The organism is Streptomyces sp. NPDC046261, from assembly GCF_040646235.1.
In the GTDB taxonomy this organism is placed as follows: domain Bacteria; phylum Actinomycetota; class Actinomycetes; order Streptomycetales; family Streptomycetaceae; genus Streptomyces.
The window spans coordinates 362343-376510 of sequence record NZ_JBEYZU010000002.1 but is presented as its reverse complement, the minus strand read 5'-3'; the positions used below and the strand labels follow the sequence as shown (position 1 = coordinate 376510).

2 protein-coding genes are annotated in these 14168 nt (G+C 74.1%); both read left to right on the top strand.

Features of this window, described 5'->3' with window-relative positions:
- The first annotated feature begins 31 nt into the window (after nucleotides 1-31).
- Nucleotides 32-1261 (top strand): cytochrome P450, encoded by a 1230-nt coding sequence (locus ABZ956_RS05975; RefSeq protein ID WP_361887560.1) that lies wholly within the window; start codon nucleotides 32-34, stop codon nucleotides 1259-1261.
- Nucleotides 1262-1323: 62 nt separating this feature from the next.
- Complete coding sequence (locus ABZ956_RS05970) at nucleotides 1324-14145, top strand: amino acid adenylation domain-containing protein (protein ID WP_361887557.1); 12822 nt, start codon at nucleotides 1324-1326, stop codon at nucleotides 14143-14145.
- Nucleotides 14146-14168: the final 23 nt, after the last annotated feature.

Here is a 14168-nt window from a genome sequence, read left to right as displayed (position 1 = left end):
TGCTTTTGCGCGCATTCTTGGGGGATTTCCGTTGACCGATTTCGCGGCACTGACCCGTCTGCCGTTCGACAGGCGCATCGAAGAGTTCTTCGCGTATCTGGACGGCCGGCGCGAGGTCGAGGCGGTCGGCGAGAGCCGGGAGCCGGGCGTCTGGGAGGTCTTCCGCCACGACGAGGCGGTGCGGGTCCTGGGCGACTTCCGGACCTTCTCCAGCGACATGAACCACTTCATCCCCGAGGACCAGCGCCAGCTGGCGCGCGCGGCCCGGGGCAACTTCGTCGGGATCGACCCGCCGGACCACACCCAGCTGCGCGCCCTCGTCAGCCAGGCCTTCTCACCGCGGGTCACCGCGGCGCTGGAACCCCGCATCGCGCAGATCGCCGGGCGGCTGCTGGACGCCGTCGTCGAGGAGCGCGGCCCCGTGGCCCCCCTCGACCTGGTCGGCGAGTTCGCCGGACCGCTGAGCGCGATCGTCATCGCGGAGCTGTTCGGCATCCCCGAGGACGACCACCCGATGATCTCGGAGTGGGCCAGGGCCCTGCTGGGTTCGCGTCCCGCGGGAGAGCTGAGCGTCGCCGACGAGGCCGCCATGCAGAACGTGGCCGACCTCGTGCGGCGGGCGAGCGAGTACCTGGTGCACCACATCCGCGAGCGGCGCGCCCGGCCGCAGGACGACCTCACGAGCAGGCTCGCGACGACCGAGGTCGACGGCCGGGGCCTGGACGACGAGGAGATCGTCGGCGTCATCGGCATGTTCCTGATCGCCGGATATCTGCCCGCATCCGTATTGACCGCAAATACCGTGATGACGCTCGACGAGCACCCCGCCGCGCTGGCGGAAGTGCGCCGACAGCCGGAACTCCTGCCCGGCGCGATCGAAGAAGTGCTGCGCTGGCGGCCACCACTCGTCCGCGACCAGCGCCTCACCACGTGCGATGCGGAACTGGGCGGACGCACCATCCCCGCCGGTTCCATGGTCTGTGTGTGGCTGGCCTCGGCGCACCGCGACCCCCGGCGTTTCGAAAATCCCGACACATTCGACATCCGCCGTAATTCCGGACGTCACCTTGCGTTCGGAAAGGGAATCCACTACTGCCTGGGCGCACCCCTGGCCAGGCTGGAAACCCGTATCGCCATGGAAACTCTGCTGCGCCGCTCCGAGCGCGTCGAAATCAATCGCGAAGGCCCCGTGGAGTTCCACGAGTCGATTGGTGTGCTGGGCCCCGTGCGCCTGCCCGCCACCCTTTTCACCCGCCGCTGAACCAGCGAACCGCCCGGCTGAGCAAGCAGCGCATCGCACGCATCGCGACGAGGATTTGAAGAATGCCGCTCGACCAGAGCAATAGCGCCCATCCCCGCAACCCCGCCTATGTCATCTACACCTCCGGGTCCACCGGGGCGCCCAAGGGGACTGTCGTCACCGGCGAGAACCTCGTCAACCTGCTCGCGGACTTCCGGGACCGGCTCTCCTTCGGGCCGGAGGACCGCCTGCTGGCGGTGACGACGTTCGGCTTCGACATCGCCAACCTCGAGCTGCTCCTGCCGCTCGTCAGCGGCGGGCGGCTCGTCCTCGCGCCGAAGGAGGCGAGCGGGGACCCGTACGCCCTGGGCAAGCTCATCTCCGCCTCGGGCGCCACCGTGATGCAGGCGACACCCGCGCTGTGGCAGAGCCTGCTGGCCGCCGGGCACCCCGAGGACGGCGAACAGCTCAGGGTCCTGGTCGGCGGCGAGGCACTGCCCGAGCCGCTCTCGCGCGCGCTGCGCGCCTCCGCGCGGGAGGTCACCAACGTCTACGGGCCGACCGAGACGACGATCTGGTCCACCGCGGCGCCCCTGGACGAGGAGGACGGCGGACGGCCGCCCATCGGCCTGCCGCTCGCCAACACCCGTGCGTACGTGCTCGACGGCGGGCTGCGGCCGGTGCCCGCCGGCGTGGCGGGCGAGCTCTACCTCGCCGGTTCCGGCGTCGCCCGTGGCTACCTCAACCGGCCCGGGCTCACCGCCCAGCGTTTCGTGGCCGATCCCTTCGGCCCGGCGGGCGCCCGGATGTACCGCACCGGCGACCTCGTGCGCCGACGCCCCGACGGACAGCTGGAATTCCTCGACCGGGTCGACCACCAGGTCAAGATCCGCGGCTTCCGCATCGAACTCGGTGAGATCGAGGGTGCCTTGAACGGGCACCCGTCCGTCCACCGGGCCGCCGTCGTGGTGCACGAGGACCCGGCCGGCGAGAAGCGGCTGGTCGCCTACGCGGTGCCCGGCCCCGGTGCCGACGCGGCCGACCCCGCCGTGCTCCGCGCCCACCTCGCCGAACGGCTCCCCTCGTACATGGTGCCGGCCGCGATCGTCGCGCTCGAGGCGCTGCCCCTGACCCCCAACGGCAAGCTCGACCGCAAGGCCCTGCCCGCCCCCGACTTCGCCGCCACGACCACCGGCCGGGGGCCGCGCACACCGCAGGAAGAGATCCTGTGCGGCCTGTTCGCCGAGGTGCTCGGGGTGCCCTCCGTCGGCGTCGACGACAACTTCTTCGACACGGGTGGCCATTCACTGCTGGCCACCCGTCTGACCAACGGCATCCGCTCCCGGCTCGGGGTCGAGATTCCGGTGCGCACCGTCTTCGAGGCGCCCACCGTGCAGGAGCTCGCGTCCCGCCTCGCGGGCGGCGACCGGGCCCGGCCGGCCCTGGCCCCCGCCGACCGGCCCGCCGAACTCCCCCTCTCCCACGGTCAGCGGCGCCTGTGGTTCCTCAACCGACTGGAGGACGGCGGGGCCGCCTACAACATCCAGGCGACGCTGCGGCTCTCCGGCCGGCTCGACCACACCGCGCTCGACGCGGCCCTGGCCGACCTGGCGGCCCGGCACGAATCGCTGCGCACCGTCTACCCCGACGCGGGCGGCGAACCCCGCCAGCAGATCCTCGAAGCCGGCACCGCCCGGCCCACGCTGACCGTCACGCCCACGACCGAGGACGGGCTGTCCGAGGCCCTCTCGGCCGCCTCGGCGCTCGGCTTCGACCTCACCACCGAACTCCCCCTGCGGGCACACCTCTTCCCGCTCGGCGGGGACGAACACGTCCTGCTGCTGGTCCTGCACCACATCGCCGGCGACGGCTGGTCCATGGCACCACTCGCCCGCGACCTGGGGACCGCCTACGCGGCCCGGCTCGGCGGAGCGGCCCCCGACTGGACGCCACTGCCCGTCCAGTACGCGGACTACACGCTGTGGCAGCGCGAGGTGCTGGGCGACGAGGACGACCCGGACAGCGCCCTGAGCGCCCAGACCGACTTCTGGCGCCGCACGCTGCGCGGGCTGCCCGAGCAGCTGGCCCTGCCCACCGACCGGCCGCGGCCGCGCAAGCTCAGCTTCCGCGGCGACACCGTGGACATCGAGCTCGACGCCGCGCTGCACGCACGCCTCCTCGACCTCGCCCGGCGCCACAACGTCAGCCTGTTCATGGTGCTCCAGGCCGCCGTCGCCACCTTGTGCACCCGGCTGGGCGCGGGCACCGACATCCCCGTCGGCAGCCCCATCTCGGGCCGTACGGACGCCGCGCTCGACGAGCAGGTCGGCTTCTTCGTCAACACCCTCGTGCTGCGCACCGACACCTCCGGCGACCCGCGTTTCAGCGACCTGCTGCGGCGGGTCCGCGAGACCGCGCTCGCGGCCTACAGCCACCAGGACGTGCCCTTCGAGCGGCTGGTCGAGCTGCTCAACCCGGTGCGCTCGCTCTCCCAGCACCCCCTGTTCCAGGTCTTCCTCGCGCTGCAGAACAACGCCGAGGCCCAGCTGACGCTCCCCGGTCTGGACGTGGCGGTGGAGCCGGACGCGCTGCGGCCCGCCAAGTTCGACCTGGCGTTCAACGTCACGGAGACCTTCGGCGCCGGGCACACGCCGGGCGGGGTCACCGGCGTCCTGGAGTTCAGCACCGACCTCTTCGACCGGGACACCGCCACGACCCTGGCGGAACGATTCATCCGGCTCCTGGACTCCGTCGCCCGCGACCCCCGCCAGCAGCTGGGCGCCATCGACATCCTGGCCGCCGAGGAACGCGACCGGCTGCTGGGCACCTGGAGCGAGCGGGGCCGTCCCACCACCACCGTGCACCGGCGGCTCGCCGAGGTCACCGCCGCCGGGCCCGACGCCCCCGCCGTCCGCGCGGGCGACCGCGAGCTGACCCGCCGCGAGCTGGACGAGCACGCCAACCGGCTGGCCCACCGCCTCATCGGGCTCGGCGTCGGCCCGGAGACACGGGTCGCCGTGTTCCTGGAGCGCTCACCGGAGCTGGCGGTGGCCGTCCTCGCCGTGCTCAAGGCCGGCGGCACCTACGTACCGCTGCACGAGGCGTTCCCCGCCGAGCGGCTCGAGTGGGTCATGGCCGACACCCGGTCGAGCGTGCTGCTCACCGACCGGGCCATGCTCGCGCGCGGTTTCGACCACGACGCGACGGTGATCGTCCTCGACGACGACCCCGCCCTGGCCCACGAGCCCTCCCACGACCCGGCGGTGCCGGTCCACCCGGACCAGCTCGCCTACATCATGTACACCTCCGGCTCCACGGGCACCCCCAAGGGCGTGGCCGTCGCGCACCGCGAGCTCCTCGCGCTGGCCTGCGACCCGTGCTGGGACACCGGGCACCACGAACGCGTCCTGCTGCACGCGCCGTACGCCTTCGACATCTCCGACTACGAGCTGTGGGTGACCCTGCTGGCCGGCGGCCTGGTCGTGCTCGCGCCGCCCGGCCGCCTGGACACCGCCGCGCTCACCCGCCTGATCGAGCAGGAGGAGATCACCGCGGTGCACTTCACCGCGGGCCTCTTCCGGGTGCTCGCCGAGGACGCGCCCGGCGCCCTCGCGGGCGTGCGGGAAGTCCTCACCGGCGGCGACGTCGTCTCGCCGGTCGCGGTGGAGCGCGTCCTCGAACACGCCCCGGGCGCGGTCGTCCGTCAGCTGTACGGGCCCACCGAGGCCACCCTCTGCGCGACCCAGCACGAGGTGCGCGCCCCCTACGCGGCCGGCGCGGCCGTGCCGATCGGCCGCCCGCTCGCCGACACCCGGGTCTACGTCCTGGACGCGCACCTGCGGCCGGTGCCCCAGGGCGTGACGGGAGAGCTCTACCTCGCCGGCGCCGGCCTCGCCCGCGGCTACCTCAACCTCCCCGGCCGCACCGCCGAGCAGTTCGTCGCCGACCCCTTCGGCCCGCCCGGGGCCCGGATGTACCGCACCGGGGACCTGGGACGGTGGAACGCCGACTGGCGACTGGAGTTCGCCGGACGCGCCGACCACCAGGTCAAGATCCGCGGCTTCCGCATCGAGCCGGGCGAGATCGCCGCGGCCGTCGCCCGGCACCCGGACGTGCGCGAGGCCGAGGTCCTCGCCCGCCCCGACCACCTGGGCGAGGCGCAGCTCGTCGGCTATGTGGTCGCCGACTGGCAGCGGCTGACGGACCGCCTCGAGGCCGGCACGCGCGAGCAGGTCACCGAGTGGCGGCAGATCTACGACGGCATGTACGGCCGGACCTCCGAGGCGGAGTTCGGCGAGGACTTCTCCGGCTGGGACAGCAGCTACGACGGCGAACCGCTCCCCTTGGAGCAGATGCGCGAGTGGCGCGAGTCCATCGTGGAGCGCATCCGTGCGCTGCGTCCCCGGCGCGTACTGGAGATCGGCGTCGGCAGCGGGCTCATCCTGAGCCGGCTCGCCGGGGACTGCGAGTCCTACTGGGCGACCGACTTCTCCGCCGAGGCGATCGCCTCGCTCCGGGACGAGCTCGGCCGCCACCCCGCACTCGACGCCCGCGTCGAACTGCGCGTCCAGGCCGCCGACGACTTCGACGGGCTCCCCGAGGGCCACTTCGACACCGTGATGATCAACTCGGTCACCCAGTACTTCCCGCACGCCGGATACCTGGAGTCCGTGCTGGCCAAGGCCGTCGACCTGGTCGTCCCCGGCGGCGCGGTGTTCGTCGGCGACGTACGCAACCTCACGCTCCTGCGCGGCTTCCACACGGCGGTCGCCCTCGCGCGCACGCCGGACCCCGAGAGCGCGTCCGCGCTGCGCCGGGACGTCGACCGGCGCGTTCTGAAGGAGAAGGAACTCCTCGTCGCGCCCGCGTTCTTCCACCGCTTCCGCTCCGGCAACGCCCACGTGGGCGGCGTGGACGTCCGGGTCAAGAGCGGCCGGCACCACAACGAGCTCAGCCGGTACCGCTACGACGTCGTGCTGCACCGCAAGCGGCCCGAGGACCTGGTCACGTTCGCCGGGGCACCCGTGTGGAGCTGGGGGGACGACGTCGCGGGCCTGCCCGCGCTGCGGGCCGGACTGGACCGCGACCGGCCGGAGACGGTCCGGGTGACGGGCGTGCCGAACGCCCGTACCGCGGCCGAGGCGGCGGCCGCCCGGTCCCTGGTGGCGGGCGAGGACCTCGCCCGCGTGCGGGAGGCGTACCGGAGCGCCCACGGCGTGGACCCCGAGGACCTCGTCGCGCTGGGCGCGGAACTCGGCTACCGGACCGTGCTCACCTGGACCGAGGGCGACGCCGAGGGCCGGCTGGACGCGCTGTTCGTGGCCGCCTCGGCGGCCTCCCCGGCCGACCCCCTGTCCACGCACGCCGCCGGTGACGACGGGAAGGCGTATGCGGGCGGCCTCACGAACGACCCGGTCGCCTTCCGCGAATCGGGGCAGTTGAACGCCTCCCTGCGGGACTACCTGCGCGAGTGGCTGCCCGACTACATGATCCCCGCCGCGTTCGTGGTGCTCGACTCCCTGCCCGTCACCGAGAACGGCAAGCTCGACCGCGCCCTGCTGCCGGTGCCGGACCTGATCGGTGAAGTACGCGGCGGCGCCCCCCGCACACCACGGGAGGAGACCCTCTGCGGCCTGTTCGCCGAGGTGCTCGGGGTGCCCGGCGTCGGGATCGACGACGGCTTCTTCGAGCTGGGCGGCCACTCTCTGCTGGCGATCCGTCTGGTCAACGCCGTTCGTGCCACCCTGGGCGTCGAGCTCACCGTGCGAGCGGTCTTCGAGGCGCCGACCGTCGCGGAGCTGGCCCAGCGCCTGGGCGACGCCGACCACGGCCGGCCCGCGCTGGTCCCGATGGACCGGCCCGCCGTGGTGCCGCTGTCGTACGCCCAGCGGCGCCTGTGGTTCCTCAACCGCCTCGGGGAACCGAGCGGCGCCTACAACATCCCCGTGGCGCTGCGGCTCTCCGGCGCTCTGGACCGGCGGGCCCTGGCCGCCGCGCTGCGGGACGTGGTGGCCCGGCACGAAAGCCTGCGCACCACGTTCCCCGAAGTCGGGGGCGAGCCGAGCCAGCTCGTGCACGACCCGTCCGCCGTCACGGTCGGCCTCGACGTGGTCGAGGTCGACGAGAGGGACGCGCACCGGGCCCTGGCCGAGGCCTGCCGGCGAGGCTTCGACCTCACCCTCGAACTCCCCTTGCGCGCCACCCTGTTCGCAACGGCACCCGACGAGCACGTCCTCCTGGTGGTGCTGCACCACATCGCGGGCGACGGCTGGTCCATGGCGCCGCTCGCGGACGACGTCGCCACGGCCTACGCCGCCCGCGCCGAACATCGCGCGCCGGACTTCGCGCCGCTGGCCGTCCAGTACGCCGACTACGCCCTGTGGCAGCGCGAGGTGCTCGGGAACGAACAGGACCCGGACAGCCGGATCTCCGGACAGCTGGCCCACTGGCGCGAGGCCCTCGCCGGGCTGCCCGAGGAGCTGGCCCTGCCCACGGACCGGCCCCGGCCGGCGGAGTTCAGCTACCGGGGCGGGGCGGTGCCCTTCGAGATCGCTCCCGCCCTGCACGACCGCCTGGCGCGCCTGGCACGGGAGCACGGCGCGAGCCTGTTCATGGTCCTGCAGGCCGGCCTCGCCGCCCTGCTGACCAAGCTCGGCGCCGGTACGGACATCCCCGTCGGCACCCCGATCGCCGGCCGGGACGACAAGGCCCTCGACGACCTCGTCGGCTTCTTCGTCAACACCCTGGTGCTGCGCACCGACACCTCCGGGGACCCGGACTTCGCCGAGCTCGTCGGCCGCGTGGCCCAAGCGGACCTGGCGGCCTACGCCAACCCCGACGTGCCCTTCGAGCGACTGGTCGAGGTGCTCAACCCGGCCCGCTCCCTGGGCCGGCACCCCCTCTTCCAGGTCATGCTCGCGCTGCGGAACACCGCGGAGCCCGAACCACAGCTGCCCGGGCTGCGGGTGAACGTGCCCGACCTCGAGTCCACCTCGGTGAAGTTCGACCTCGACTTCCAGCTGGGCGAGCGCTTCGACGAGCACGGCACACCGGGCGGCATTGTCGGTCAGGTCTCCTACAGCGCCGACCTCTTCGACCGGGACACGGTCGCCCTGATGACGCGCCGGCTCATCCGCCTGCTGGAAGCCGTCGCCGCCGACCCGCACCTGCCCCTCGGCGCCGTCGACATCCTCTCGGAGGACGAGCGCGACCGGATCGTCGAGGTGTGGGGCGGCACGGGCGACCCGCAGTCCGCCGAGGACGTGGTGACGGCGTTCGAGGCGCAGGCCGCACGCTCGCCGGGGGCCACGGCGGTGGTCTGCGGTGACGTCACGCTGCCCTTCGCGGAACTGGACGGCCGGGCGAACCGGCTGGCGCGGCTGCTGCGGGCGCGCGGTGTGCACCCGGGCGATCTGGTGGCGGTGGCGGTACCGCGGTCCGCCGAGATGGTCGTAGCCGTATGGGCGGTGCTCAAGGCCGGCGCGGGATATGTGCCGGTGGACCCGGGATACCCGGCGGAACGCATCGCGTTCATGCTGGCCGATGCCGCCCCGGGCCTGGTGGTGACAAAGCAGTCGGTCGCGGACCGCCTGCCCGCCGCCGGGACGCCGGCCCTCGTCCTGGACGGCGCGCGGACCGCCGCGGAGCTCGCGGAACTGCCCGACGCGCCGCTCGCCGCCCACGGGCCGGCCATGGCCGCCTCCCCGGCCTATGTGATCTACACGTCGGGGTCGACGGGGACGCCGAAGGGCGTGGTGGTCTCGCGTCGGTCCATGTCGGTGTTCCTGGCGTGGGCGGTGCGACGCTTCGGCGAGCAGGGCCTGGCGAGGGTGCTGGCGTCGACGTCGCTGTCCTTCGACGTGTCGGTGTTCGAGATCTTCGCGCCCTTGCTGGCCGGCGGCAGCATCGAAGTGGTGCCCGACCTGCTCGCGCTCGCCGAGCGGCCGTGGTCGGGAACGCTGATCAGCGGCGTGCCCTCGGTCGTCTCCGCCCTGCTGGACGCCGGCACGCCCCTGGACTGCCACCGGATCGTCCTGGCGGGCGAGGCTCTGCCCGAGCAACTGGTGCGCAGGCTGCGGCACCAGGCCCCCGGGGTGCGCATAGCCAACCTGTACGGGCCGACCGAATCCACCGTCTACGCCACCGGCTGGTACGAGAGCGAACCCGGCCAGGTGTGCGCACCGCCCATCGGGCAGCCGCTGTCCGGCACCCGCGCCTACGTCCTGGACTCCCGGCTGTGCCCGGTCCCGGCCGGGGTCGCCGGCGAGCTCTACCTGGCCGGCCCCAAGGTCGCCGACGGCTATCTCGGCCGGCCCGGCCTGACCGCCCGCCACTTCGTACCCGACCCCCACGGGCGGCCGGGCTCGCGCATGTACCGCACCGGCGACCTGGCCCGCTGGGACGCCGACGGCGTGCTGCACTACCTGGGGCGCGCCGACCAGCAGGTCAAGATCCGCGGGTTCCGGATCGAACTCGGGGAGATCGAGACCGTTCTCTCCCGGCACCCCGCCATCACCCACGCCACCGTCACCACCCACACCACCCCTGCCGGTGATCACAAACTCGTCGCCTACGTCACGACGGCGGCGGACACCCGCCCCTCGCACGAGGAGCTGACCCACCACATCACCGCCACGCTGCCGGATCACATGGCACCGGCCGCGACCGTGGTCCTGGACGCCCTGCCGGTCAACGCCAACGGCAAGCTCGACAGAAAAGCCCTGCCCGCCCCCGACTTCCGGGCTTCCGAGCCCGCACGCGCCCCGCGCACCCCCGCGGAGGAGCTCATGTGCGCGCTCTTCGCGGACGTCCTCGGCGTGCCGTCCGTCGGCCCCGACGACAGCTTCTTCGACCACGGCGGACACAGCCTGCTGGCCACCCGGCTGGTCAACGCCGTCCGGACGGCCTTCGGCGCCGAACTGGCCCTGCGGGCCGTCTTCGAGACGCCCACACCCGCCGCTCTCGCCGAGCGGCTCGCCGGGGCCGGGGCGGCCCGCGCGCCCCTCGGCCGGGCCGAACGGCCGGAGCTGATCCCGCTCTCGTACGCCCAGCAGCGGCTGTGGCTGCTGAACCGACTGGACGGCACGGGCGCCACCTACAACGTGCCGATGGCGCTGCGGCTGACCGGGGACCTCGACCTGGACGCGCTCCGGGCCTCCCTGGCCGACGTGGTCGGCCGGCACGAGACGCTGCGCACGGTCTATCCGGAGGTCCGAGGGGTCCCCTGCCAGCTGGTGCGGGAGGCCGCCGGGGCCGCACCCCGGCCGGCCCTGGTCGACACCGTCGAGGACCGGCTGCCCGGCGCCCTCGCCGAGGCGGCGGGGCGCGGCTTCGACCTGACCCGCGACCTCCCGCTGCGGGTCACCGTGTTCCGGCTCGGCCCCACCGAGCACGTGCTCCTGCTGGTGCTGCACCACATCGCCTGCGACGGCGCCTCGCTCGCCCCGCTGGCCCAGGAGCTCGCAACGGCCTACCGGGCGAGGCGCTCCGGTGCGGCCCCCGACTGGCGGCCACTGCCCGTGCAGTACGCCGACTACGCCCTGTGGCAGCGCGAGCTGCTGGGCGACGAGGACGACCCGGAGAGCCTCGGCGCCCGGCAACTGGCCTACTGGCGCGCCGCCCTGGCCGGGATCCCGCAGGAACTGGCGCTGCCGGCCGACCGGCCGCGCCCGGCGGTGGCCGGCCACCGTGGCGGCACGGCGACCGCGGAACTGGACGCGCGTCTGCACCGCCGGCTGCGCGAGCTGGCCCGGGAGAGCGGCGCCACCCCCTTCATGGTGCTGCAGGCGGGGCTCGCCGCCCTGCTCACCCGGCTCGGAGCGGGCACCGACATCCCCGTCGGCACCCCCGTCGCCGGACGCGACGACGAGGCGCTCGACGGCCTCGTCGGGTTCTTCGTCAACACCCTGGTACTGCGCACCGACACCTCGGGGGACCCCGCGTTCGGCGACCTCGTCCGGCGGGTCCGGCAGACCGCGCTGGCGGCCTACGCCCACCAGGACCTGCCGTTCGAGCGGCTGGTGGAGGCCCTCAACCCCGAGCGCAGCATGTCCCGGCACCCGCTGTTCCAGGTGCTGGCGACGATGCGGAACTACCGGCCGCCGCGCGCCGAACTGACCGGCCTGACCATGACCGAGGAGGGCGCGGACCCGGGCGTCGCCAAGTTCGACCTCGAGTTCACCTTCGGCGAGGCCTTCGACGACGAAACGGAGCCCGCCGGAATCGGGATCGAGCTGCGCTACAGCGCGGACCTCTTCGACGAGGCCACCGCGAGGGGCCTGGTGGCCCGGCTGGCACGGCTCCTGGAGGACCTCTCCGCCGCTCCGCAGAAGCCGATCAGTGCCGTGGACGTACTGCTGCCGGACGAGGAGCGGGCCGTCGTCGGCTGGAGCGGGACGGGGGCGAGCGTGCCGGAGGGCACCGTCGCCGAGCTGTTCCAGAACCGGGCGGCGAGCACCCCGGACGCCGTGGCCCTGCGGTCCGGAACGACGACCGTGCCGTACGCGGAGCTGAACCGGCAGGCGAACCGGCTGGCACACACGCTGATCGGCCTCGGCCTCGGGCCGGAGAGCGTCGTGGCGCTCGCGCTGCCCCGCTCGGCCGGGCAGATCGCGGCCCTGCTCGGGGTGCTCAAGTCGGGCGCCGCCTACCTGCCGGTCGACCCCGGCTACCCCGCCGAGCGGATCCGGACCATGCTCGGCGACGCCCGCCCGGCACTGGTGCTCACCCATCGGGAGATCCACGACGAGCTCGCGGGAGAACTGCCCGAGGGCACCGCCGTCCTGGCGGTGGACGCCCCGGAGACCGCCGCCCGGATCGCCGCCGCGCCGTCCACCGACCCGGTGGACGGTGACCGTACCGCGCCCCTGCTGCGGGACCACCCGGCCTACCTCATCTACACCTCGGGATCCACCGGACGCCCCAACGGCGTGCTCGTCACCCACGCCGGCACGGCGAACCTGGCGGCCCGGCAGATCGAGCGGTTCCACGTCCGGCCGGGGGACCGCGTGCTGCAGTTCGCGTCCCCGAGCTTCGACGCGGCCTTCTCCGAGGTGTGCATGGCGCTGCTCTCCGGCGCGGAACTGGTGCTGGCCACCCAGGACGAGCTGACCCCGGGCCGCCCGCTGGCCGAGGTGCTCACCCGGCACGCGATCACCCATGTGACGCTGCCGCCCGTCGCCCTGCCGCTGCTGCCGCCGGAGGCGCTGGCGTCCGTGACCACGCTGATCACGGCGGGCGACGCGCTGCCGCGGGACGCGGTGGGCCGGTGGGGGACGGGCCGCCGGCTCGTCAACGCCTACGGGCCGACCGAGGCCACCGTCTGCGCCACGATGAGCGAGCCGCTCTCCGGTGACGACGCACCGTCGATCGGCCGGCCCCTGGACGGGGCCCGCGCCTACGTCCTGGACGACGGGCTGCGCCCCGTGCCGCCGGGCGTGACCGGCGAACTGTACGTCGGCGGGCCCGGCCTGGCCCGCGGGTACGCGGGGCGGCCGGGGCTGACCGCCGGGCGGTTCGTGGCCGACCCGCACGGCCCGGCGGGGGCCCGCATGTACCGCACGGGCGACCTCGTGCACTGGGACCGGGACGGCCGGCTGCACTTCGCCGGCCGCGCGGACCACCAGCTCTCGGTGCGCGGCTTCCGCGTGGAGCCGGGCGAGATCGAGGCGGTGCTCCTCGCCCACTCGGACGTGGCGCAGGCCGCCGTGACCCTCTACGACGACGGGCGCGGCGGGCGGACGCTGACCGGCTACGTCGTGCCCGCCGCCGGGTGCGCGGTGGACGCCGACGCGCTGCGCCGGCACGTCGCCGCGGCGCTGCCCGGCCACATGGTGCCGGCGGCCGTCGTGCCGCTGGAGCGGTTCCCGCTCACCCCCAACGGCAAGCTCGACCGCAAGGCGCTGCCCGCCCCGGTGTTCGGCACGCCGTCCGGCCGCGAGCCGCGCACGCCGCGCGAGGAACTGCTGTGCGAGCTGTTCGCGGAGGCGCTCGGCGTGCCCGAGGTCGGGATCGACGACGGCTTCTTCGCCCTGGGCGGCCACTCGCTGCTGGCGGCCGGGCTCATCGGCCGTCTGCACGAGGCGCTCGGCGTCGAGATCGGGCTGCGCACCCTGTTCGAGGCCCCGACGGTCGCCGAGCTCGCCGAACGGCTGGAGGCCGACCGTGGCCGGGAGGGGGGCGCGGCCGGCGCCCTTGACGTTCTGCTGCCGCTGCGGCGCGGAGCCGGTGGACCGGCGCTGTTCTGCGTCCACGCGGCCGGCGGCCTGGGCTGGTCGTTCGCCGGGCTCTCCCGGCACATCCCCGACCGGCACCCGCTGTACGCGCTGCAGTCACCGGGCCTGTCGGCCCCGCAGGACCTTCCCGCCACGGTCGAGGAGACGGCCGCGCTGTACGTGGAGCGGATCCGCGAGGTGCAGCCGGACGGCCCGTACCACCTCGTCGGCTGGTCGGTCGGCGGCCTGATCGCCCACGAGATGGCCGTGCGCCTGCGGGCCGCGGGCGCCGAGGTCGCGTTGCTGGCCGTCCTTGACGCCTACCCGCTGGCGGGCACTCCCGTGCCGCCGCCGGACCGGGCGGAGGTCGCCGAGGCGGTCCGCGGCGAGGCCGGCGGGCACGACCTCGACGAGGCGGCGACGGACCGGCTCGTATCGGTCTACCTCGGCAACACCCGGGCGGCGCGCGCGTTCACCCCGGGCGTCTTCGAGGGCGACCTCGTGCACTTCGCCGCCGCACAGGACGCCACCGCGACGCTGACGGCCCGGCTGTGGCTGCCGCACGTCGGCGGACAGGTGGAACGACACCGCGTGGCCTGCGGCCACGAGGAGATGACCCGGCCCGGACCGCTGGCCGACATCGGCCCGGTACTGGCCCGGAAGATGGCCGGCGGCGGCGCCGACGGCTCGTAATCACGAAAGGACCGGGAGAACAC